A 24,937-nucleotide genomic window follows, 5' to 3' on the forward strand; every position below is an offset into this window, starting at 1 on the left:
TGCCAATTTTCGAAGAAATTGCTTCTATTATTGCTCCTCAGTTTTTTGCACGTTGATTGATACTGTTTTTTCAACTGCTTCCTTGTATTCACTGTTGACATTCAAGACCAATGTGTTATCCTTGGAAAAAAATGTTGGACGATTGAATATGAATTTGTAATATGTTCCTTCTCTAACCGTCTTCTTGTACGGTCCGCAACAATAGTATCCTTTAAACTTTTCCCACTTGTAAAAATTACCGCTGTCAGTGATTCCTTCTTCGCAAATGATGGTTCCTACAGATCCTCTGTATAAGAATGTCATGGACATGCTCAGCGAAAATGCCATCCAGAACAGTCCACTGGTAAAATTCGACGTATAGTTATATGTTTGGAAGTACCAGACATAATCATTGTTTTTATAGAAGCCTTCAATGAGTTTCTCCATATATTGTATGTTGAACATTTGAAAAATACTGTCTACATAATCATATTTAAGCAGATTGTACACCTTTAATACATTTTTTGTGGCTAAAACAATCCAAACAATTAGAAGCAGAAGGTAAAGCAATCCCCATATGCTGAGTTTTTTGTTCAAAACAATGATTTCTGAATCTTTTCTTTTTATCCTTCCAATCTGAGTCCAAACAATCTCTTTTACACCAATCAGCAACAAAAATACAATAATAAATAGAAATTCATTAGTCATATCTTCCCCCATATCCCTAGACACATAGCCCTATTTTATAACTCGATTTCATTTTAACATATTATGGAAAATATGAAAAGAGTGATTCTGCGGTCTGCAATCTCAAAATTGCCTACAAGCTCTGCATATGGAACAACTCATAATAAAGATTGATTAAATGAGTGTCTAAGCCAGAGCAAAAAAAGAACGGTTCTAAAAGAACCGTTCTATATTTTTATTAATATTTCATTTCAGCCATTCTTACATAGCCGTCATATCTTTCCTTAGCATCTTTTTCTGCTTTGGCAAATAATTCTTCAGCTATTTCTGGGAATGAGTTTTTCAATGATACATATCTTACTTCGCCTTCAAGGAATTCTCTGAATGAAGTCTTTGGCTCTTTAGAATCCAGTATGAATGGGTTCTTGCCTTCTTCCTTGAGAAGTGGGTTGAATCTGTATAAATGCCAGTATCCTGCATCAACAGCTTTCTTTTCTCTTTCAACAGTCTTGCCCATTCCGGCTTTGATTCCGTGGTTGATACATGGAGCATAAGCTATAATCAATGATGGTCCGTTGTAGCTTTCTGCTTCTTTCAAAGCTTTAAGGAATTGGTTCTTGTCTGATCCTATAGCAACCTGAGCTACATATACATAGCCGTAAGTTGAAGCGATCATACCTAAGTCTTTCTTCTTAACTCTCTTACCTGAAGCTGCAAATTTAGCAACTGAAGCAGTAGGAGTAGATTTTGAAGACTGTCCGCCTGTATTTGAGTAAACTTCTGTATCAAGAACAAGAACATTTACGTCTTCGCCTGATGCCAATACGTGGTCTAATCCGCCGTATCCTATGTCATATGCCCAGCCGTCTCCGCCTATGATCCACTGTGATTTCTTAACAAGGAAGTCTTTCTTGTCTATAATGTTTTTAACTGCTTCTTCACATTCTTTGCATGGTGTAAATCCTTCTACAGCTGCAAGAACTTTAGCAGAAGCTACTTTTGATGCTTCAGCGTTATCTATTCCTGCTATCCATTCCTGGCATGCTGCTTTTAATTCAGCAGGAATTTCTTTTTCAAGCAATGCTTCCATTGACATCTGAATTGATTCTCTCATTTGTCTTACAGCTGTTGCCATACCTAAACCAAATTCAGCATTGTCTTCGAACAATGAGTTAGCCCATGATGGACCTCTTCCGTTTTTGTCTGTAGTGTATGGTGTTGCTGGTGCAGATGCTCCCCAAATTGATGAACATCCTGTAGCATTAGCTATCATCATTCTGTCGCCGTACAACTGAGTAATAGTCTTAACATAAGCTGTTTCTCCGCAGCCTGCGCAAGCACCTGAGAACTCGAAGTATGGTTTGCAGAACTGGCTTCCTTTTACAGAAACTTTGTCCATTAAGTTATCTTTTATAGATACTTCATCCATTGCATATTTCCAGTTTGGTAATCCTGCTTCAACTTCTTCAGCGATAGGAGTCATAACAAGAGCTTTTGTCTTAGCTGGACAAATGTCAGCACAGTTTCCGCATCCTGTACAATCCAATGGGCTTATAACAAGTCTGTATTCAAGACCTTCAAGTCCTTTTCCAGTTGCTTTTATAGTTTCAAAAGTTTCCGGAGCTGCTGATTTTTCAGCTGAATCAAGCAATGTAGGTCTGATTACTGCATGAGGACATACAAATGCACATTGATTACACTGAATACAGTTTTCAGGCAACCATTTAGGTACAGTTACAGCAATACCTCTTTTTTCGTATGCTGAAGTTCCCATTGGGAATGTACCGTCTTCGATTCCTGCAAATGTGCTTACTGGAAGGCTGTCACCTTCTTGTCTGTTCATAACGTCAGCAACATTTTTAATGAAATCTGGTTTTTCTTCTTCTGTAAATGGTACAGCAAGTCCACTGTTTGTGTTTGCATCTTTTGCATCTTTCCATTCAGCAGGTATTTCTATTTTAACTAATTCAGTGATACCTTTTTGAACTGCTTCTTTGTTCATGTTAACTATTGCTTCACCTTTTTTACCATAAGATTTAACAATAGCTCCATTTAAGTATCCTACTGCTTCATCAACTGGAATAACATCTGCCAGTTTGAAGAATGCAGACTGAATGATCATGTTTGTTCTGTTTCCAAGTCCCAGTTCCTGAGCAATCTTTGTTGCATTGATTGTGTAGAAGTTAATTTCTTTTTGTGCCAAATATTTTTTATATTTTGCAGGCAAATTAGCTTCTAACTCTTCTTTTGACCAAAGAGTATTTAATAAGAATGTGCCGCCTTTTTTAAGTCCTGTCAACACATCATATTTGTCAACATATGATTGCTGTGACAATGAAACAAAGTCAGCTTCATCTATTAAGTATGTTGATCTGATTGGTGATTTACCGAATCTTAAGTGAGATACAGTAACACCGCCTGATTTTTTAGAGTCATATGAGAAATATCCCTGAGCATACATGTTAGTATGGTCACCGATAATTTTTATAGCGTCTTTGTTAGCTCCAACTGTTCCGTCTGAACCAAGACCCCAGAATTTACATCTGATTGTTCCAGGTGCTGAAGTGTTAACTATCTCTGGAGTTTCCAGTGATTTGAAAGTAACGTCATCAACTATACCTATTGTGAAGTCATTCTTAGGAGCATCTTCTTTCAAGTTGTTGTAAACAGCAAATATCTGAGCAGGAGTAGTGTCTTTTGAACCTAATCCGTATCTTCCGCCAACGATCAATGGCTGTTTTTCCTGTGCATAGTACAATGATTTAACATCTAAGTACAATGGTTCTCCAATTGAACCTGGTTCTTTGCATCTGTCAAGTACTGCAATTTTCTTAACAGTCTTTGGCATTACATCAAAGAAATATTTTGATGAGAAAGGTCTGTACAGGTGAACTATTACTATACCAACTTTTTCTCCCTTTGCAGTTAAGTTATCTATAACTTCTTTTGCAGTTTCTGTTACTGAACCCATAGCAACTATGATATTTTCAGCATCTGGTGCTCCATAGTAGTTGAATGGTTTGTATTCTCTTCCAGTTATTTTTTCAATTTCAGTCATGTAGTCAGCAACAACTGCCGGTACTTCATCATAGAATTTGTTTGATGCTTCTCTAGCTTGGAAGAATATATCAGGATTCTGAGCAGTTCCTCTTGTTACTGGGTGTTCCGGATTTAAAGCTCTGGCTCTGAATTCATTTACAGCATCCATGTCTACTAATTTAGCTAAGTCAGCATAATCAATTGTTTCAATTTTTTGTACTTCGTGAGAAGTTCTGAAACCATCAAAGAAATGTACAAATGGAACTCTTGTTTTGAGAGTAGCCAAGTGAGCAACTCCTCCTAAGTCCATTGCTTCCTGAACGCTGCTGGAAGCTAAAAGAGCAAATCCTGTTTGTCTTGCTGCCATTACGTCTGAATGATCTCCAAATATTGATAGAGCATGTCCTGCAAGAGCTCTTGCACTAACATGGAAAACTGCCGGCAATAATTCACCTGCTATTTTATACATGTTTGGTATCATTAACAACAAACCCTGTGATGCAGTGTATGTAGTTGTTAAAGCACCTGCCTGCAATGAACCGTGTACAGCACCTGCAGCTCCACCTTCTGACTGCATTTCAACAACTTTGACAGTTTGTCCGAAGATGTTTTTCTGACCATGAGCTGCCCATTCATCTGCAAGTTCAGCCATTGGTGAAGAAGGTGTTATTGGGAATATTGCAGCTACATCAGTAAAGGCATATGAGACATACGCAGCAGCTGTATTTCCGTCCATAGTTTTCATAACTTTTGACATTAATATATCCTCCTATATAATAATTAATAATATAATGTAACCCAAATATTGTTTATAAAAATCAATACCACATTGATTATATATTAAAGGTTATTTATTTGCAACCATAAATATTTCAATATTTGCTAATATTGAAAGACTGGCTAATAATATAAGTGAAAACTCGCAGTTTATTTTTATTTAATTAGGCTTTTATCGTTTTCACGTTTGTTTTACAAAACTTTTAACAAATAAAAAACTTATTTATTATGCAAGATAATTATGTAAAATTGCATGATAAAATAATGTCAAAAGCATTTTTCGTTGAAATTCTGACTGAGATCATTTTTATACCGTCTTGCAATTGTATTTATTATCGTGCAAGATTTCTGAATTTTTTGTTGTATGTTTCAAGAGGATTGTACCCAAGAAGCTTTTGTCTATAATTTTTTGCTGCAATTTCCACTATTGCAGATATATTTCTTCCTGGCTTGACGGGAACAACAACTGTAGGCACCTTAATTCCAAGAATTTCAGTGAAATCCTCGTCAGCTCCTATACGATCGTATTCCTTGTTTTCATCCCATTCCTCCAGTTCAATTACCATTTCAATGAACTGCTCAAGCCTGATTGACCCTACACCGAACAAGTGCTTGATGTCAAGTATTCCAATACCCCTTATTTCCATCAGGTGCTGGGTGAGTTCAGGGCAAGTGGCCTTAAGCCCGCCGTCAACTTTCTTCACTATTACAGCATCATCAGCAACCAGTCTGTGACCTCTGTTTATGAGTTCAAGGGATGTTTCGCTTTTTCCTATTCCGCTTTTTCCTTTTATTAATACGCCTATTCCAAACACCTCAAGGCATACTCCATGGATGATTGTTTCCTCTGCAAGTTCTTCCTCAAGGAAGTTTATCATCACATTTACAAGCTTATCTGTCTTTTCACTGGATTTTAGTACCGGTCTCTTGTATTTTTTTGCATAGTGAATAATAACATCATCAACTTCCATATCATTGGCAACAATCAATGCAGGTATTGGAAAGCTGAAAAATTTATCAATTCTCTGCCTTTTTACTTCTTCATCCAATGTCTTTATATAAAGCATTTCAGACTTGCCCATAACCTGGACTCTCTCAAAAGAAAACCAGTCGAAATAACCTGCAATCTGCAGGCCCGGCCTGATTATTTCTGCTGTATAAATTCTCGACTGAACATCTTCCGGATAATAAACTGTCTCCAGTCCTATATAGCTTACTAAATCTTCAAGTTTTACGTACTGCATAACTACCACCTTTTATATAATGAAGAGTGAAGAAAATATTCTTCATTCTTCATTGTAATGTTTTCTGCTTGTTGAAGTAATTGAAAACTGATTCTGCTGCCTTTATATTCATTCCAGGTGCAGCAGACAATTCTTCCACACTCTTTTTTCTTATATTATCAACGGAGCCAAATTCTTTCAGCAGGTTTAATTTTCTCTTTTCGCCGATATTTTCAATGTTATCAAGTTCGGACCTGAATAACGTCTTATCTCTTAAATTTCTGTGATATTCAATTGCAAATCTGTGAGCTTCTTCCTGTATTCTGTAAATTAGCCTGTAAACAGGGTCTGTTTTTTTGAATTCAATTTCCCTGTTGTTGAAAATCAAGCCCCTGGTTGTGTGCTTGTCATCCTTGATCATTCCGCAAACAGGAATTCTCAATCCATAGTTGGCTATAACATCCTCAGCTATCTTAGTCTGACCTTTTCCACCATCAATGAGAATTAAATCCGGCATCTTATTGAAACCCTTCACTTCATCGCTGTTGTCCAAACCTCTGTTTATACGTCTTTCAAGAACTTCCTCCATGCTTTTGTAATCGTTGGGGCCTTCCACTGTCTTTATCTTAAATCGCCTGTAGTTACTCTTGCTTGGAACTCCCCTTTCAAAAACAACCATTGAGCCTACGGACTCAACCCCTTGAATGTTTGAAATATCATATGCTTCAATTCTTAAAGGCAGTTCATCGAGTTCCAGTAAGTTTTTAAGTTCTCCTACTACCTGCATGCTTTCATCCAGATTTTTCTTAATCCTCTGGCTTCCTTTTTCAAGAATTTCAAGAGCATTTTTCTTGATCATTTTTATGAGCATGCTCTTGTCCCCTTTGGCAGGAACTTTTATGGAGACTTTGTTTCCTCTTTTTTCAGACAGAAGTTTTTCTAGGACGTCCATATCTTCTATTTCGGCTTCAATATATATTTCTTTAGGGATATATACGGTTCCGGTGTAAAATTGCGTTAAAAATGAGCTGATTATTTCCTCTCTAGTTTCATTTTCTATGTTTGTGAGGAGATAATGCTCTCTTCCCATGATTTTTCCATTTCTTATAAAGAAAATCTGAATGCACGCTTCTTCGATTCCCATTGCACTTCCGATTACATCCTGATCAATGCTTGAGTTTGCAGAAACAATTTTTTGTTTTTCTGCAATGAGTTCAAGAGCGTTTATCTGATCCCTGTACTTTGCAGCAAGTTCATAGTCCATATTTTCTGAAGCTGCAAGCATTTTTTCTCTGAGAGCCCTGATAAGCTCATCTTCCCTGCCGGACAGAAGGCTTATGGCTTTTGTTACTTCTTCCTTGTATTCCTTTATGCTAACGTTTCCCATGCATGGAGCTGTGCATCTATTAATATGATAGTTCAGGCATGGCCTCTGATTTTTTTTGGTTCCGTCAAGTTTTAAGGAACACTTTCTCAGCTTGTATAGACTTCCTATTATGTCTATGATTTCATTGACTGCATAAGCGCTTGGATATGGTCCGAAATACCTGGCTCCATCTTTTTTTACTTCTCTTACCTTGTAAATGCGCGGATATTTTTCGTGAGCTGAAATTTTAATATATGGATATTGTTTGTCATCTCTTAAGAGCGTGTTGTACCTGGGCCTGTACTTTTTTATTAAATTGGCTTCAAGTATCAGTGCTTCAACTTCGTTGTCTGTAATTATATACTCAAATTCAGAAATGTTATTTATCATTGCCTGAATTTTCGGGCTGTGATTTTTAGATTGGAAATATTGTCGAACTCTTTTTTTAAGGTTTTTTGCCTTACCCACGTAGATTATTTCACCGAATTGGTTCTTCATGTGGTAGACGCCAGGGTTGTCTGGCACTTTTTTTAATTCTTCCTGTATATCAAACATGTTTTCTCCCAAAAGTTGATACATATATTATACCACTTTTGCCTTAATTTTAACATAATTTATAAATTAAATTTATATTAATTTTTTGTGTTTTTATAAATTTTTATACATGATTTTATAAAACAAAATACGTATTTTATTTTTAGAATTATTGAGACATGAACAAAATAAAAAAAATTTTAAAAAAGACATAGGTGAAAAATGCATAGCAAAGTACAAAATGCAGCGATTTTTACAAATCGCTGCATTTTATCAATATAATAATATTATCTTATAGGACAAATTCCTGAATCGCATCCTTCATTTCCAACATCCAAAGCTTCTTCCTGCACTTCATATGTGCTCAAAAGAGATGGTATGAAAGGTTTCATTTCTTTCAGTTTATTGTTGTACTCTTCTTCTGTGATTGACTCGTAGGGCATGAGCTGGTAGAAGCTGTCATCCAGTGAAAGGAATGAAAGTGCAACCACATCGTCCCAGTTGTCCCATACCCACTGCTCTACCTGATCCCATTCCTTGTCTCTCACATGTACTGTTATGGAGCAGTTGTGGTCAACGTAGTTTTCCATGAACAATTTGTAGTTTTCAAGCTGTTCAATTGCCGTAACATCATACTTTGTCTTGCCCACAGGAGCTTTTTCAGGAAACTCGATAACCTTTGTGGTGCAGGTTTTCATTTCCTGACCAACTTCAGGATAAATCGGATATCCCAACTCTTCACACACCTTAACCAATGGGTCATGGCTGTTGATTCTTACTCTTCTTAAGAAGTATGGTGAATGTGAATAATGTACACCGCTTGAAACTCCAGGAAGCTGTGACAATGTTCCTTCAGGCTTGATTGTTGTAACAAGTATTGGAGCACCCTCTCCTATCTCACCTGCATAGCGTTCAGATTCATCCTTGGCTGCATCTCTTAATTTTCTTAAAAGTGCTGCCTGCTGTTCTCTGTCAAGTCCTACAGCATTGACCATATCCTGCCATCCTGTTAATGAACAGCCTGTTATCTTGTCTCTTTGCTGAACTCTGTCCCACTGTGAAAGTTCAAGTTCAACACATGTCATTCTGTATGCTGCTCTTGCAGAAAGTCTCTGTGCTTTTAACAGCCCTTTTTCATCAAGGTTTCCATTTTCATCAACAAATGCATATACATTTATAGTTGTGAGGTTGCAAAGACCTTTGTTATCAAGGAGAATTTCTCCGCATGGATTCACTCCGTTCATGTTTGGTCTTCTCTTGTTCCCTGCTTCTTCATTGACCCATCCAGGCTCGCCTGAATAGCGCATTTGTTCAATCTGCCACTTAAGCTGCTCACGTGTAGGTTTTTTCCTGTAATAAATAGAATTATTGCTCATGGAGCGGTGGATTATATCCTTATCAACTATCCATTGTCCGTCTATTTGTTTGTACAGCTTGTTTTTTGCTTCGATGCAGTCAGTGTCGTCGTAGTCGATAAGCATTATTTCAGCTGTTCTCCTCACTCCTCCAACAACTACATTTTCTCCTATTATGTTCGCAATGTCCAGGCAGTCTATCGGCTTAAGCTTGAATCTTTCCTTGCCTTCAATTGTTCCGCGCTTTTTAATTACGGAGTCTATTTTAGAAAACATGTTTTTCATGCTTGAATGGCCGCTGGCAGTTCCTCCGAAAGTCTTGAGAACTTCTCCCTTTGGTCTTACATTGTTGTAATTGATTATAATTGTTGATATGTTTCTGTATTCACTGCTTGTGATGAAGCTCAAGTAATGGTCAAGAGCCTGAACCCAGCCTTCCTTGCTGTCTCCAACTATTATTTTTACAGAGTTGTTCTGAGTGAATTCAACGCCTGTGTTATCTTCTCTTTTTGATTTTTCTACAGGAGAGTAATCTTCATGCATGATTTTGTAGTTTGATCTTATTTTAGGAAGTTCTTCAACGTCCTTTTTCAATATTCTTACTCCAACCCCTGAACCTATCATCAGCAGGTAGAACAAATCTCTGAAAGCATGGAAATCATTTATTATTTCAAATGCACAATTGAAATTTGCCATAGGGTAATTGTATGAAACCGGAGTTCCTCCCACCCAGAATGTCCTGCCTGAAAGGAACTGCTTCAGGTTGAATATATTATCGTATAATTGCTCTGCTTCTTCCTTCTTAGTCGGTACAAGGCTGCAGTTATATTCAACTGCACGTCTTACAGTCTCCCACCAGTATTCCCTTCTTCTTTCTTCAGGCAGCCACCTTGAATATGTTCTGTAATAAACAAAGTTTCCTAATTGGTTCATTGGTGAACCTACATGCTTGTAGTGGCTTATAAATTCTTCACTTAAAAGTTTGTAGTCTTTTCTCTTGCGGGAATCTCTGGATTTGTCTCTTTCATATCTGTACAATATGTATTTTTTGGCAACATCTTTTCTCTCGCTGTCCATAAGTTCATTTTCAACCATGTCCTGTACCATTTCAACAGGTATCGGGAAAGATTTGCTTAAAATTTCATTTTCAATTTTGCTGCTTATTTTTCTTGCCAGTTCTTCATCCACCCCGTCCTTCGTTTCCTTCATAGCCTTAATTATGGCGCTGGTTATTTTATCGGCATTGAAGTCAACGAAGTTTCCAGTTCTTTTCAATATCTTTATCATACAATCCCTCTTTCTCCATAGTTCTTTTATAATGCATCTTTAATGACACTACATATTGTAGCATCAAGCTATGACTGTGTCAATATATAGTATATCCTGTATTCTTTGACAAAATATATTTATATTGAAATATCCACATTTTATATAAAATGCTAAAAATTACTTTACTGAAATTTCAAGGAATTCCTATTTCTTAATAAATCTTAACAATTTTCTCCGATAAAATTTATGTTCTTTATATATTCCCCACTAAAGTAATTATCGTCTGCCAATTCATAATGTGAAGTGCCCTCTGCTATATTATTGCATATTTTCCTCATTTTCCTATCAAGAAGAAACATTGAAGCACCCTTTCCTGCTCCGTTTCCCAATAATTTTATCTCAGGAAGTCCATGAGGCAGCAGCCCCATATACAGCGCATTATTTATGTTGATGTAGCTTCCGAATGCTCCGGCAACCACTGCCTCATCCACATCCTCCGGATTTTTTCCAAGTGTTTTCAATACAGCCATACACCCTGAATATATGGAACTTTTGGCAAGCTGAACCTGTCTTATATCTTTTTGAGTTATGAATATTTTCTTTTCATTGTTTTCGTAAATTATGAAGCAGTTTTCTCCGTCAATTGTTCTTAGTTTTCCCAAAATAGAAGACTCAGGGTTTAATTCCTTGTATTCATGGCTTGTGAGCATTTTTCCGGTATTGTCTATTATGTTGTTTCGAAGCATTTCTGCAGTTATGTCTATTATGCCTGAGCCGCATATTCCATCAGGCTCAGCGTCGCCGATTACATTGAACAAACATTCATCATTTTCTATTTTAAAATGTTCAACAGCCCCAACAGTTCCTCTCATTCCAAACTTAATGTTTCCTCCCTCTAGAGCCGGACCGCATGCAGTGGAAGAAACCAGGTAGCCCTTCTTGCTGCCTGCTGCAATTTCTCCGTTTGTTCCGAGATCAACTATAAGCTTGAAATTGTCTTTATTTCCTGCAGCCAGAAGCACAGCGGTTGTATCCCCGCCTACAAAGCCTCCAAGAAGAGGAAGAAATATGATTTTACACCTGTCCGGACAATTTAAATCTATGTCTTCACCATAGCATTCAACAAAATCCATGGTAATGCTTGTAAATGGGCTTATTCCCAACCTGTCAGGCCTTAATTTGAAAAACAGATGCTGCATGGCGCTGTTGCCGCAGAGAATAATATTATACATGTTATCAGCCAAAAATGGCACTTCAATATTTGCTTTGTCTGCCAAATTGTTCAAAGTATTTATAATTTTTCCGCTGAGCTCTTCTATTCCATCATTACTTGAACCTTTGAATATTCTGCTTATGACATCAGCACCCACTGATGACTGACTGTTGCTGCCTGAATATGATTTTACTAATTTCCCTGTGTTCATGTCATATATGTACATAACCACAGTTGTTGTTCCAATATCAACGGCTGCACCATATAAAAATTCAGTGGTGTTGTTTTTTTGCACATCAATGATTTTATCCTCATATAGGACAAATGTGACACCTTTTATTCCCTTTTCATTAATCAGTGATGAGAACTTTCTTAATGTCTTGAGGTCACAGCCTCTTAAAAATTCTCCCTGCTGCTTCTTTAAATTCTTTATGTCCACGTATGTTTTTTTAAGAGCAGGATCAAAATTAAATTTTTCTTCTGTTTCCATGCATTCCAGTATCTGATGTTTTTTGGAATAGTCATTTTCTCCTATGTAAATGTTAATGGGTCCGGAAAGTCTGGCCTGACATGCAAGAACAACTTCCTTTTTCCCATTTTCTTCTATTTCAACCCTGCATTTGCCGCATGTTCCTTTTCCGCTGCACACAAGATCCAGTGGAAATCCTGCTTGTTCGCAAATTTCAGCAACAGTTGAATTTTCTTCTGCTTCCAATACAATATTTTGATTTATAAAATTAACATGGTATTTTTTCATTTTCATCCCTGTACCGGCAATTATAATTTTTGCATCGCTCACATTCATTCTCTTCATCCTGATTAATACAGCAGCCATCTTCCGCTTCTTCTGCTACAAACACATATAGAAGGGATCTTTCAGGAAAAAGCACATTTCTTTCATTAATGTATGCCTCAACATCTTCCTTTTCTTTTAACATTCCCATAATTTCCTTCTGCATGTTTAAATCAATGTCTCCATCACCGGCAAAATATCTTCTGCTGAGTTTACGTCCATTTTTAAGCTCTTCTTGCCTCACGAACTTGCTGAATCTGTCCGAAGCTTCAAACAGCGCATGGTTCGCAGCCTCGTACAAAAGGTATCCTTTCAGGTAATTTCCGCTATTTATCATTTCCCGGGAAAAATCACCTATGTCATCCTTTGATGATACAAGGCAGATGATACAGTCTTTATCAGCTCCTTCATAGAGTCCGATTAAATTAATATGTGCTTTTGCAAAATATGCTGATATACTCATATTTTTTATGATGAATTCCTTTATTTCATCAATTATTTTGTTGGCGCTGTCAAAGACTTCAGTACCTTCTTTTATATGAAGTTTTTTGAAAAGACTTTCATTATTTATATGGGGCATTAATTTGTATGATGGCATTTTTCTTCCTGCTTTTTCTTTTTATTATATTATAATGATAAATTTATTTTAAGTCCATAAAAAATAACCCGGGCTTAAGCCCGGGACAGACTATTGACAAACCTCAGCACTGTCATCCTGAACGATAGTGAAGGATCTCATCTTTGTGAAAACATGAGATCCTTCGAGCAAGCTCTCAGAATGACAACGCCAAATTTAAACTTTGTCATCAACTTAACCCGGGCTTAAGCCCGGGTTATTACATTGCTTTTATAACTTCATCCTTGAATTCAGTTGTGCTTAAGTTTCCGCCTATGTCCTTTGTGTGAAGCTTTTTGTTTTTAAGGGTTTTTTTCAGGGCGTTTTCTATCTTTAATGCTGCTGAATCCTCACCTATGTGTCGCAGCATCATTATTCCTGACAATATTGCAGCAGTTGGATTTGCTATGTTCATGCCGGCAATGTCAGGAGCCGAACCGTGAACAGGCTCAAATATTGCTGTTTCTTCACCTATGTTGGCGCTTGGAGCCATTCCAAGCCCTCCAACAAGACCTGCTGCCATGTCTGATAGTATGTCCCCGTAAAGGTTCGGAGCAACTATTACCTGGTAATCCTGCGGCTTCATTACAAGCTTCATTGACATGGCATCAACTATTACATCCTCAAACTTTATGTCCGGATAGTTTTTTGAAACTGTACGTCCTGATTCCAGGAACAAACCATCAGACAGCTTCATGATGTTTGCCTTGTGAGTAAGTGTAACTTTGCTTCTGTTTTCCTTTTCAGCAACCTTAAATGCAAAATCTGCGATTCTTTCACTTGCCCCTTTTGTAATTACCTTGATGCTTTGTGCAACATCATCCTTTGCCATATATTCTATGCCCATGTACAAATCCTCAGAATTTTCCCTGACAATTACAAGATCTAAGTCCTTGTAGAGAGCATCTATCCCTTCATATGATTTTACAGGACGAACGTTGCTGTACAAATTGAATTTTTGTCTAAGCTGTACATTTATGCTTCTGAAGCCTTTTCCAACCGGTGTGGTTATAGGACCCTTGAATGCAATTTTATTTCTTTCTATGCTTTCAATTGTTTCCTTAGGAAGAAGCTCTCCGCACTTTTCATATGCTGCAAATCCAGCGATATTTTCCTCCCACTCAATTGTGTCAGTTGCCGCATCTATGATTTCTGTTGCTGCATGCATTATTTCAAGTCCTATTCCGTCTCCGGGAATCAATGTTATTTTTCTTTTCATGATGCGATGCCTCCTATACATTTTTCAGGCTCATATAATTTAAAAGCCCTCCGGATTTTATGATTTCAATTTGTCTTCCTGACAATTTCAGTTCCATTTCATATTGCTTGTTTTTCGTTTTGTTTTCCACAATTATCGTTGTTTTTTCAATTTGTTTCAACAGATTTGGTATTTCCATCTCGTCCATCTTTTCTATATCATCATAGTCTGCTTCATATTTGAATGTTAAAGGTATTATTCCGTTATTCACAAGGTTGCTTTTGTGTATTCTTGCAAATGATTTTGAAAATACTGCCCTTACTCCCAGGTACAAAGGAACAAGAGCTGCATGCTCGCGGCTTGAACCCTGACCGTAGTTTTTTCCTGCAACAATTATTCCTCCGCCATTTTTCTTTGCGTTCTTAGGAAAATCCTTATCAATCTGCATAAAGCAAAACTCCGACAAATAAGGAATGTTTGATCTGAACGGAAGAAGATGTGCATTTGAAGGCATGATTGCATCTGTTGTCACATCATCTTTAACTTTGATAAGTACAGGAACCACACATCCTGTATGATCTGCAAGCTTGCAGTTTTTTGGGAATGTCTTGATATTCGGTCCCCTGACTACCTTAACATCTCTTCCATCATCTGCAGGACTTATTATCATGTTATCATTTACCATAAACTTTTCAGGAATATCTATGTCAAGATCAACATTTTCATCAAAGTCCTCTTCCCCTGCAATAAAGCCTTTTATTGCAGAAAACGCTGCAACCTCAGGGCTTACCAGGTATACTCCCGCTGAATCAGTTCCGCATCTTCCCTGGAAGTTTCTGTTGAATGTTCTCAAGGATACGCCGTTATTTCCCGGCGCCTGACCCATTCCAATGCATGGCCCGCACCCGATCTCAAGTATTCTTGCACCTGAAGCAATTATTTTAGATAGAGCGCCATTTGCTGCAAGCATGGCCAGTACCTGCTTTGATCCTGGAGATATAACTAACGAAACATTTTCGTGAACCGTATTACCATCAAGTATATTAGCAACCTTCATCATATCTGTGTATGAAGAGTTTGTGCAGCTTCCTATGGCTACCTGGGTAATAGCAGTACCCCTTACTTGGCTTACAGGAACTACAGCATCCGGCGAATGGGGCAATGCCACATTGGGTTTAAGCAGACTCAAGTCTATGGTGATTTTTTCCGAATAAACAGCGTCATCGTCAGCCTTAAGTTCAGCAAAATCATTTTCTCTTCCCTGCGCCTTTAGAAATTCCAGTGTTCTTTCATCAGAGGGAAACAAAGATGTTGTAGCTCCAAGTTCAGCCCCCATGTTTGTGATAGTTCCTCTTTCAGGCACTGAAAGAGATTTTACACCTTCACCTGTATATTCAAATATTTTGTTTACTCCGCCCTTTACTGTGAAATTCTTCAAAACTTCCAGTATAATATCCTTGGCTGAAGAAAATTTGTTCAATTTACCCTTAAGTTCAACATTGACTATCTCTGGCATCACCAGTCTGTACTCACCGCCTGCCATGGCAACGGCAACATCAAGACCTCCTGCTCCCATGGCAATCATGCCCATTCCTCCGCAGGTTGGAGTGTGGCTGTCAGAGCCTAAAAGAGTGTCTCCCGGAACTGAAAACCGTTCAAGATGAACCTGGTGGCAAATGCCGTTTCCCGGTTTGGAATAATAAATTCCATGTTTTTTAGCAACTGTCTGTATAAACAGGTGGTCATCAGCATTTTCAGGTCCGGACTGAAGCATGTTGTGATCTATGTAAGCAACTGATTTTTTTGTTCTTACTCTGTCTATGCCCATGGCCTCAAATTGAAGGTATGCCATTGTGCCCGTTGAATCCTGAGTTAATGTCTGATCTATTCTTATTCCAATTTCATTTCCAGCTTTCATTTCTCCGGTAACAAGATGATTCCTGATAATTTTTTCTGCAAGTGTAGCCATAGTCCCTCCTATATTGCCCTTTCATTTTGATAGTTGTTGAAAATATATAATTTTGCAAGCTTTTCCATTTCTTCGCTGGAGATGTTTGTTGTTCTCCCGCTGTCATATTCTGAATCTATTTTGTTTTTAACAGGTATGAGCCTGTTATCGCCCTTATGGATTTTTTCATTTCCGCAAAGATTAAAGTAGCTGTTTATCCAGTATGCAATGCTTGAAATACCGGAATAAGAATTGATTGCCACCAAAGGAGGTTTTCCCAAAATCCTGCGTGTATCAAAGCTGTTGTAAATTTCTTCGTCCTTCAAAAGACCGTCTGCATGAATCCCTGCCTTTGTAACATTGAATTCTTTTCCTACAAAAGGTGTCTTTGGAGGAATTGCATAATCAAGATCCTTTTCAAAAAATTTTTCTATTTCATTTATGAGCTCAAGGTTCATTTCCGCAGTGTTACCTTTGATTTGTCCATATTCGATTATCATAGCTTCTAAAGGAGTGTTTCCAACTCTTTCACCTATTCCAAACATTGTGGTGTTCACAGAGGCTCCTCCGTACAGCCATGACGTTGTGGAATTTGTAACTGCTCCGTAATAATCGTTGTGTCCGTGCCATTCAATAGAACTAGACGGAACATTTCCGTAATATCTCAACCCGTGAATGATTGCCGGAACGCTTCTTGGAAGTTCAACTCCCACATGTGACACCCCAAGACCCAATGTGTCACAAGCTCTGATTTTTACATTTATTTTGCTGTCATTCATCATGTCCATAAGATTCTTCGCAAGAGGTACAACAAAGCCATAAAAATCTGCTCTTGTTATATCTTCAAAGTGGCATCTTGGAACAATGCCGTTTTCAAGTGATGCATAAGCAATGTCAAGATACATCTTCATTGCTTCCTGTCTGGTTTTATTCAGTTTGTTGAATATATGGTAATCGGAACATGACATTAAAATTCCTGTTTCCTTGATTCCCATGGACTTAACAATATTGAAGTCATCTTTGTTTGCCCTTATCCACGAAGTTATTTCAGGAAAATCATAACCTCTTGACATGCATTGTTCTGCGGCATTCCTGTCTTTCTGTGAATAAAGGAAAAACTCTGTCTGCTTTATTATACCGGACCCGTTGTCAAGCTCATGAAGATAATCATAGATTTTCACCATCTGTTCTGTGTTCATGCTCGTCATGGACTGTTGGCCATCTCTGAATGTTGTGTCAGTGATCCATATGCTTTCAGGTATGTCCATGGGCAGCTGAATGTTGTTAAATTTGATTTTAGGAATTTCATCGTATGGAAAAACATATTTGTATAGATTTGGTTTCATTGCTTCAACTGGATTATACTTCATGTTGCACCTCCGGGTTAGTTTATGAAAGAATTATGTTTTAAATTGCAAATTTGTATTTACTCACTTTTTTGATTTATGTTTCACATTATAATGCGATGTTTGAAATCAGTCAAGTTCAAAAATTATTTCTTTTATGTAATAATTTAATATTGCTACTTTACGCGTCATTTCTTGCAATATTTACATAACTTCTTGCAAGGAAAATGATAACCCTTAATTTCAGCCAATAAGTCAGAATCAAATCTAATTTTCTTACCGAATACATTAATTTGAACAGCTGAATCTGTATATCAAAAAACAAAAAAGGCATGCAGCTGCATGTCTCCAGACTATTTACACCCTAATCTTCACTAATCGTAGGGGCGGATCTTGTGTCCGCCCGTATCACTAATTCAATAATTTTGTTATCTTCGGGAGGACAGCAGCCCTCCCCTACATTATTGAAACAACTTTATCATCAAACTTATGCATGCTTCTGCATGTCTTTTATTTAATTCTGCTGCAAAATTGTATATTAACCGAACATCCAGAAAAGTTCTGCTATCATTCATTTCCAAGCCAGTTTATTGTTTTTCTGGTATCATTAAAACATTCATTTTTCAGGAAATCATCATCATATTTTTCTGAGCACATCATTGGATGCCTGCTTATATAAAATTTCCCGCTTGATAGATACCTGCTTTTTTCCTCTGCAAGTTTTCCCCACAAAAACCAGTTTATGTTTTTGTTTTCCCCGGAAATGTATTTAAGGAGTTCAATGCTGAAAGGCTCCCATATGGCAATGTGGCTTCCTGTGATTCCATGTTCAACTGTAAAATATGTGTTGAGAAGAAGCACGCCCTGCTTTTCCCATGATTTAAATATTTCATCAGGTGGAAGTATTTTGAATTTTCCCTTTTTGATTTCCTCCTGAATCTGGGAAAATTTTTTGATTTCAGAATAATCATTGATATCATTGTAATTTTTGTGTATTAATCTTACAATGTTTTTAAGGGAAACCTGCCTGAACTTCGCATCCCATGAATGCAGATCTCCTACTTCAAATGCCCGGCCGGTGGCTCTTCCTTTTTCAGGATATGGATCCTGCCCTAGTATTACAACCTTTATGTCATCAAGATTACATCTCATGAAGCGCAGTACATTTTCATATTCAGGGTTAATATTTTTCCCTATTTTTTCCTCGATATTTTTTAACTGCAGGATTATTTCCTCAGTTAAGAATTTATTCCACGAAGGGTGATAATCTATAGGTATTAAACTCATATTGTCTCCTGTCAATTTTTATTTAACTTTTCTTCCCACAGCATTTTCATAATGGAAAGCTCCTCGCTGTAGTCTGTCTTTGTTTCATCATCCTTGTCATATTCAAGCTTCTCAAGAATTTCTATAACAAAGTTATTTTCCCCTCTCTGGTTCCACTCATTCTGCATAGCCTTGTTTGGATGAGAGCCATGCTGCAGCTGAAATCTTGTGCTGTTGATTTTACCCTTGAGGTTTTGTGTTGTTTCAAGGAAATATTTTGTACCGTCCTTTGTGCGCACTGCAAAAATTCCCATTTCACTTTTCATTTGCTTGTATTGCTCTTTCAGTTCCTTTTTCCTGTCCATTTTAATAACCCATTTCCTTTAATATTGATGACAAAGTCCTCAGTCTTTCTCCTATTATTTCGCCATCATCACTTAAAGCCTGATTGAACAATTTTATGTCTTCATTTATTTTTTCGTTGTCCGTGCATACTTCAACTGTCATTGCATCTCCCTGGAGACCCACTCTGTCAATAACAGGATGTTCAGGGTCATAAAGTTTTTCATAACGGTATGCTTCCCTGAAATGGAGCTGTGTTCTGCAAACAAGTATAGCAAGGTCCAGCACTCTGTGCAAAGGCAGTTCTTCGGATTGCCTTGACCATTTTTCTCCTGTGTATCTCCAAACCTTGGCTGAAATATCAACCTTGCCTCTGTCGTTCCACTGGGCAAGGCCTAAAGACAGCCCTTTTGCATCTGAATTGTATGCATATCTTCCATCAACATTTTCATAATTTTCTGAAACAATAACCGGTTTATGTTTTAAGGCTGTAGGTATTTTCATTTTGTTCTCCTTTATTTACTAATTTACTAAACTACTAATTAAATAATACTGCAAAAAAATAAAATTGTCAACAGTACAAATAAAAAAACAGCAGATACGACTGCTGTCAGACTGTTGACAAAGTTCAATATTTAGGGGAGGACTACCGTCCTCCTGAAGATAATAACAATATTATCGAATTAATAAACCGGGCGGACACAAGATGAGGCCACTGAAAAACTATACATTTATTCACTGTCATTCTGAGGCGTAGCCGAAGAATCTCATGTTTTCAACAAAGATGAGATCCTTCACTGTCGTTCAGGATGACAGGAAAGACTTTTTCAGTGACGTCCACAAGATCCGCCCCTACGAATATGGAAAATTGGATTTGTCAGTAGTCTGAACAGCAGTGAAACTGCCGCCTTTTATTTTTATTATGCTGTTTTCTTCTTGAACAATACCGCTCCTATTCCAAGGAGAACAGCTGCTCCTGCCCCAATAGCTAAAGGAGAAATTCCTTTTTCTTTAACATCATCCTTTGCGCTGATTACCTTGGCATCAGTTGCACTTACCACCTGAGCTTCAGGTGCAGCTTCTTCAGCTGGACCGCTTGTTGCTGCATCAGGGGCACTGACAATCTTTACGTCAGGGGCACTTGTTGTGCTCATAAGTTCATCCGTTAAAGTTACTGCCATAATTCCATCCACTACCTCTACTTCATCGCTTCCAAGAATTTCAATGATGTATTTCTGGTTTTCTTCATTGAAAGGTGTTATTCCAACTTCAACATATCCGTCTGCAGGATAAGTATGAGTTACTGTTATTCCTTTTTCGTTAATTTCCTTTAGTTTTTCTTCAAACAATATTTTATCGAAAGCTGCCTGCTTTTCATACATAGCTTCATCTACTGAAGTAATTTGAATTTTAACGGAGTCAGCAGGAAGTTCCAGAGTCTGGGCAAAAGCAGCTGTCATTGTTGCCATTGACAGGCATGCGCTTAAAGATAATACTTTTATAATATTTTTATTCATAATAATAACCTCATTTTTTAATTTTTATTTTTAATCTATTTTTAGTTATTTGTCTCAGTTTAAATTTATTTTTTAATGTTTAATTTTACATCATGGCCATGTAAGGATTAACCTCCTTTCTTGTTACACTTATTTAGACGGGTTATATATATAAATGTTTCATGGTAATTATTGGATGTGTAAATTAAACGCCATAAAAAAACCACCGCATGGGTGGTTAGGTTAATGTCAGTTTAATTTTAGTTTAATGACCGTACAAAGGATATCAAAGGTTCTATGTCTTTCTTATCTGTAAATTCAACCTTATCTCCGTAGGTTTCAAGCATCAGTCTGTCTTCATCCGTAAGTTCATCCTTTTTCTTAACCGAGGATTTGAGAGCTGCCATCATTGCCTTGTGAACAATTCCCAACTCCTTGTAATTTATTCCCCCCCTGAGGTGAAATATGTTTATTCTTTTTTGCATTTCATCGGTGAAGTTTTTTTTGATTATAGGTTCAAACTGTGATTTAATATCCGGATCCGCCAGTCCAACTGTGAAAACAACAATATTCTTGTTATTTATTCTGCTGAAGTTTTTCGTAATAAGATCTACTCCCAGTATGCCGCTGGCATAAAGCCCTCCTCCGTAAACAATAGTGTCATATTCAAGCATTTTTTCACCTGAAATTTCTGACTGTTCAAACAAGTCACATTTTAATTCCTCAGAAATCCATTCTGCATATTGTTTTGTGTGTCCATACTTGGTTTTAAAAATTACTGCAACATTTCCCATTTCTGCCTCCTAGTTCAATCCTTCAATAAGTGCTTTTTCTATTGCTTTTAAAATAACTCTGCTGCTATAGGTAGCTCCAGATATCGAGTCAACTTCAAGGCTTTGTGCTTCAACTACCATCTGTGGTATTACTTCTGCAGCCTGACCTTTTCCGTTTCCATGCTCCACAAGATTTATGTTTTTAATCACGTGGTTTTCAACAGTAACTTCCACCTTTGCATCAACGGGCAATACCTGGTAGTAACCGGTGAAAGTTCCATCTTTAACTTTAGATAAGTCCACATCTTTTATTTCCATGGTTGTCAATTCATTAAGATTTTTTTCTAAATTTGATACAACTATAGCTCCTGCCACAATTACAACTGCTGCAAAAATCAGAACAATTAGAATCAATTTTTTCATCTTCATGACTTAAACCGCCTTCATATTTTATTAGTGGTAACATTTTCACTATATTATTTATTGATATAAATGTCAATATAAAATTGCTGCAAACCCTATTATTTCAACAATTTTTGTTTGTTATCTGCCGTAACTCGACTTTTTATTTTTTATGGAAGCAGTTTTTTTTTAAGATGTATTTAAGCGAAGCATGTTATGATTGTGTTGTTAAGGAGGAAGTTATGGTAAAAAATATTGAATATCCTGATTATATAGATTATTATTACTTCACAAAAGGAAGCAATGTAATAAAGCTCGAAAGAAAAAATGATTCTGATATAATATACTCAAAATACATTCGATTCAACAACCCCAGAGAAGCTCTGGAATGCTTTGAAGACAAATGTTGGATAAGAGAAAAAAAATAGATGAACGGGAGGGAACCAAGCCCTCTCTACATAGTTTTCTTCATGAATTTTCTTAGCAGCAACAATATCCATCCTGCTGAAACCATTACACATAATATCAAGTATGTGATTTTACCTTCCAGTGCAAACTTTGCCATCCAAAAGGACGGCAGCATAATTGCCAGGTATTGTATTCTTGTCAGAACAAAAAACGGCAATATAATACCTATCATTGAAATTCCAGACATCTTAGTAATTGCCATTCCTTCCACTTTATTCGCCGAAAGAGATACAACCATCATAGTAGTTATGAAACCAAGCACTGACGATAAAAAAGACAGTAATATTATCATTTCAAAAGAAATTATGTCCAATGAAAATACATTCATGACAATTATTGATACTACAAATGAAAGTGTCAAAGGAAGAATCAATCTTGAAATTAAGTATCCTCCCCTGCCAAGAGGCGTAACTGACATGTATTTTGTGATTCCGTCATCAATTTCTCCCAGAATAACCATAGAAGATGCAAAACTGAACATCATAGGAGTCAATACAACAAGAAATAAATCAAATATGAGAAAATATGGAACCAGTACTTCTTCACGGCTGTAATATCCCGTAAGGAACTTTTCAGCAGCGGGAATTCCGAACTTCATGAACAGTCCATATAGAACCGGCGCCAGACATGAGAGAAAAAGCATGGCATCTCTTGCTATTTGATTTAAATACTGCATAAATGAAATCGACAGTCTCTTATGTGTCATAAACTTACACCTCCTGTATTTTGAAACATGTCTTGAATATACTTATGAGCCACTTTGTACATTGCCGCAAGCCATATACATAATATGGCTGAAAACAACAACAGATGTTTGCTGTTTCCACTTATAAGACTGATTATGATGCAGCCCGGGTGAATAAGCATGAACATGCTGTCATAACCGAACAAGTACATTATGGGCGGCAAAAAACTGATTATTTCTATTGGAACTGCCGTCGTAAGAAATTGGTTGAGACTTGATATTTTAGCTGCAACAATCAATCCACACATGGTGAAAAATGCTGAACCAAAGGCCGTTCCTATGACAGAAGCATATAATTTTTTTGTGCCTAATGGCAATGTAATTGCTATTCCTACAAGAACAGATATGAACAAAAGAGATATTACTTTTGACAATATGTATTCTCCTGTTTTTACAGGTGATACGGCAAGAGAGTTCAATATCCTTTCGCTTTTTTCAAGCAGCACGATGGCTCCCATAAAGAAAAGTCCCATTGCTGCTGGATCTGAAAAAATCATTATTGCTGCAGCCTTTTCCCTCCAGGATTGGGGCATGACAAAAATTAAAGATAGATAGACTGCAGTGAACACTGCATAAACAAAATAAAACCCATATTTGAACTGGAACCTTATATCTCCCTTTATTAAATTTATAATTCTCATTGAAGCACTCTCCCCGTCACTTCCATAAAAATATCATTTAATGTTGGCTCGCTGCTGTGTATGGACAAAACTCTGTTGCTTTCAATAAGCTCTTGGAGCTTTTTATCACCAGATGTATGACTGAGCAGGCATTCCCCTGTTTTTTCAATTCCGTCCAAATAAGTATACTTTATTTTGGACGCTCCTTTTGACATAATAAGATTATGAGGTGTATCCAAAGCCTTGACCCTTCCATCCACAATAAATGCCACCCTGTCGCAAAGCTCAGCAGCATCTGCCATGTTGTGTGTTGTGAGTATAATTGTCTTACCATTTTTCTTTTCCTGTAGTATTATGTTCTTCATGTCTCTGCTGCTGTTGGGATCCAAGCCGCTTGTAGGTTCGTCAAGAAATAAAATGTCCGGATTGTGCAGCAACGCCTTTATAAAATTAAGCCTTGACTTCATACCCTTGGAGTATTCTGAAACTTTTTTGTCCTCATGGTTCTTAAGTCCCACCATTTCCAGCATTTCATCAATATTGCGCAGTTTTTTTGAATACAACGAACCGAAAAACTCAAGGTTTTCTCTTGCTGTGAGCTTTTCATAAAGACTTGGGAATTCAAAATCAACTCCAATATTTTCATAGAAATCATTTCTGAAGTCTTTGCTTTCAATGCCGTTTACAATTGACCGACCTTTATAGGTCTTAATTAAGCCTGTTAGAATTTTTTGCAGTGTACTTTTGCCTGCCCCTGATGGACCAAGAAATCCGAATATTTCTCCTTCTGAAACTTTAAAGTCAATGTTTTCCAAAAAACTGTTCTTTGTGTAGCTAAATGATAAATCAACAACCTGAATCATATTATTCCTCCATCAATTGAATTACCAAACCATTAATCATCAATTTCAAGGAACCGTCAAAAACTTCCTCCCCTATTTCCCTTTTATGAAGCATGGTAAGAAATACACCCCTCAATGCACCGCTAAAATACTGCACGTTTTTTTCCTTTACATGAGGAATTAATTCCATGAACTTTTCCATCATTGCATAATCATCTCTGAAGTGCTTTTCCACAATTTCATTTGGAAGTTTTCTAATAATGAGTTCCAACTCCCCATTTGTCATTACTTTTAAAAGGAATGTGTCATCCACCATTTTATATACTTTAAACAGCAGATTAGTCAGATTTTCAGCAGTTATTCTCCCTTTAATGAGATTTGCTTCTCTTATGAAATGTTTTTGAATTTCATCGTGCAAATCATTTACAACATCAAAAAGCAATAGTTCCTTTGAATCATAAAACAAATAAAATGTGCCTTTAGGTATGTTTACGCGTCTTACCAGTTCATCAACTGTGGTTTTTTTTACTCCGTACAAATTGAGGCAGTTGTATGCTTCCTCTTTTAACCTTTTTACAATGTATTCCTTTTCCTGGGAAGAATATGATTTTGGCATTTTTGCTCCTTGTACTATTTGACT

Annotated in this window: 21 protein-coding genes; 1 reads left to right on the forward strand and 20 read right to left on the reverse strand. The window is 37.0% G+C overall.

Annotated features, from left to right (window positions below; genetic code table 11):
* Nucleotides 1-27 precede the first annotated feature (27 nt).
* The 16 genes from LY60_RS07350 to LY60_RS07425 form a co-directional block, all read right to left on the reverse strand.
* Nucleotides 28-687 (reverse strand): hypothetical protein, encoded by a 660-nt coding sequence (locus tag LY60_RS07350; protein WP_145081993.1) that lies wholly within the window; start codon nt 685-687, stop codon nt 28-30.
* A gap of 217 nt (nt 688-904) precedes the next feature.
* Nucleotides 905-4,462 carry a pyruvate:ferredoxin (flavodoxin) oxidoreductase gene (nifJ, locus tag LY60_RS07355; RefSeq protein WP_145081994.1) on the reverse strand — a complete coding sequence of 1,186 codons (3,558 nt, stop codon included), beginning with the start codon at nt 4,460-4,462 and terminating at the stop codon, nt 905-907.
* A gap of 352 nt (nt 4,463-4,814) precedes the next feature.
* Nucleotides 4,815-5,726, reverse strand: coding sequence for an HPr(Ser) kinase/phosphatase (hprK, locus tag LY60_RS07360; protein ID WP_019230187.1), 912 nt, complete (start codon nt 5,724-5,726; stop codon nt 4,815-4,817).
* Between the two features lie 49 nt (nt 5,727-5,775).
* Nucleotides 5,776-7,626: an excinuclease ABC subunit UvrC gene (gene uvrC / locus LY60_RS07365; protein ID WP_145081996.1), complete on the reverse strand. Its 1,851-nt coding sequence runs from the start codon at nt 7,624-7,626 to the stop codon at nt 5,776-5,778.
* Nucleotides 7,627-7,892: 266 nt separating this feature from the next.
* Nucleotides 7,893-10,247, reverse strand: coding sequence for a ribonucleoside-triphosphate reductase, adenosylcobalamin-dependent (nrdJ, locus tag LY60_RS07370; protein WP_145081998.1), 2,355 nt, complete (start codon nt 10,245-10,247; stop codon nt 7,893-7,895).
* A 203-nt stretch (nt 10,248-10,450) separates the two neighbouring features.
* Nucleotides 10,451-12,277 (reverse strand): ASKHA domain-containing protein, encoded by a 1,827-nt coding sequence (locus LY60_RS07375; protein ID WP_145082000.1) that lies wholly within the window; start codon nt 12,275-12,277, stop codon nt 10,451-10,453.
* Nucleotides 12,180-12,833: a hypothetical protein gene (locus tag LY60_RS07380; protein WP_145082002.1), complete on the reverse strand. Its 654-nt coding sequence runs from the start codon at nt 12,831-12,833 to the stop codon at nt 12,180-12,182. Before LY60_RS07380 ends, LY60_RS07375 begins: the two co-directional genes overlap by 98 nt.
* Before the next feature lie 238 nt (nt 12,834-13,071).
* Nucleotides 13,072-14,070, reverse strand: a complete 999-nt coding sequence (locus LY60_RS07385) for an isocitrate/isopropylmalate dehydrogenase family protein (RefSeq protein WP_145082004.1) — start codon at nt 14,068-14,070, stop codon at nt 13,072-13,074.
* Nucleotides 14,071-14,083: 13 nt separating this feature from the next.
* Nucleotides 14,084-16,018 carry an aconitate hydratase gene (locus LY60_RS07390; RefSeq protein ID WP_145082006.1) on the reverse strand — a complete coding sequence of 645 codons (1,935 nt, stop codon included), beginning with the start codon at nt 16,016-16,018 and terminating at the stop codon, nt 14,084-14,086.
* 8 nt (nt 16,019-16,026) lie between these two features.
* Nucleotides 16,027-17,367: a beta/alpha barrel domain-containing protein gene (locus LY60_RS07395; RefSeq protein WP_145082008.1), complete on the reverse strand. Its 1,341-nt coding sequence runs from the start codon at nt 17,365-17,367 to the stop codon at nt 16,027-16,029.
* Between the two features lie 543 nt (nt 17,368-17,910).
* Entirely contained in the window at nt 17,911-18,630 is a 720-nt protein-coding gene (locus tag LY60_RS07400) for a uracil-DNA glycosylase (RefSeq protein ID WP_145082010.1), read from the reverse strand.
* Between the two features lie 11 nt (nt 18,631-18,641).
* Nucleotides 18,642-18,974 (reverse strand): GIY-YIG nuclease family protein, encoded by a 333-nt coding sequence (locus LY60_RS07405; RefSeq protein ID WP_019230196.1) that lies wholly within the window; start codon nt 18,972-18,974, stop codon nt 18,642-18,644.
* 1 nt (nt 18,975) lies between these two features.
* Nucleotides 18,976-19,455 (reverse strand): DUF6530 family protein, encoded by a 480-nt coding sequence (locus LY60_RS07410; RefSeq protein ID WP_145082012.1) that lies wholly within the window; start codon nt 19,453-19,455, stop codon nt 18,976-18,978.
* 416 nt (nt 19,456-19,871) lie between these two features.
* On the reverse strand, nt 19,872-20,468 hold the full coding sequence (locus LY60_RS07415; RefSeq protein ID WP_145082014.1) for a hypothetical protein: 597 nt from the start codon (nt 20,466-20,468) through the stop codon (nt 19,872-19,874).
* Between the two features lie 239 nt (nt 20,469-20,707).
* Nucleotides 20,708-21,241, reverse strand: a complete 534-nt coding sequence (locus LY60_RS07420; RefSeq protein WP_145082016.1) for a flavodoxin domain-containing protein — start codon at nt 21,239-21,241, stop codon at nt 20,708-20,710.
* A 9-nt stretch (nt 21,242-21,250) separates the two neighbouring features.
* A complete protein-coding gene (locus tag LY60_RS07425) occupies nt 21,251-21,649 on the reverse strand; it encodes an FMN-binding protein (RefSeq protein WP_145082018.1) in 399 nt (132 codons plus the stop codon).
* Nucleotides 21,650-21,864: 215 nt separating this feature from the next.
* Here LY60_RS07425 and LY60_RS07430 point away from each other — a divergent pair, with 215 nt between their 5' ends.
* Entirely contained in the window at nt 21,865-22,050 is a 186-nt protein-coding gene (locus LY60_RS07430; protein ID WP_019230201.1) for a hypothetical protein, read from the forward strand.
* A gap of 26 nt (nt 22,051-22,076) precedes the next feature.
* Here the strand turns inward: LY60_RS07430 and LY60_RS07435 are convergent, their stop codons facing one another.
* Genes LY60_RS07435 through LY60_RS07450 form a run of 4 tightly spaced genes read right to left on the reverse strand, consistent with a single transcriptional unit; the run spans nt 22,077 to nt 24,913 of the window.
* Nucleotides 22,077-22,796, reverse strand: coding sequence for an ABC transporter permease (locus tag LY60_RS07435; protein ID WP_145082020.1), 720 nt, complete (start codon nt 22,794-22,796; stop codon nt 22,077-22,079).
* Nucleotides 22,793-23,476 (reverse strand): fluoroquinolone export ABC transporter permease subunit, encoded by a 684-nt coding sequence (locus tag LY60_RS07440; protein WP_145082022.1) that lies wholly within the window; start codon nt 23,474-23,476, stop codon nt 22,793-22,795. Before LY60_RS07440 ends, LY60_RS07435 begins: the two co-directional genes overlap by 4 nt.
* Complete coding sequence (locus LY60_RS07445; protein ID WP_145082024.1) at nt 23,473-24,318, reverse strand: ABC transporter ATP-binding protein; 846 nt, start codon at nt 24,316-24,318, stop codon at nt 23,473-23,475. Before LY60_RS07445 ends, LY60_RS07440 begins: the two co-directional genes overlap by 4 nt.
* A gap of 1 nt (nt 24,319) precedes the next feature.
* Nucleotides 24,320-24,913, reverse strand: a complete 594-nt coding sequence (locus LY60_RS07450; RefSeq protein WP_145082026.1) for a TetR/AcrR family transcriptional regulator — start codon at nt 24,911-24,913, stop codon at nt 24,320-24,322.
* Nucleotides 24,914-24,937: the final 24 nt, after the last annotated feature.

The sequence above is a fragment of the Sedimentibacter saalensis genome, assembly GCF_007830175.1.
In the GTDB taxonomy this organism is placed as follows: Bacteria; Bacillota; Clostridia; order Tissierellales; family Sedimentibacteraceae; genus Sedimentibacter; species Sedimentibacter saalensis.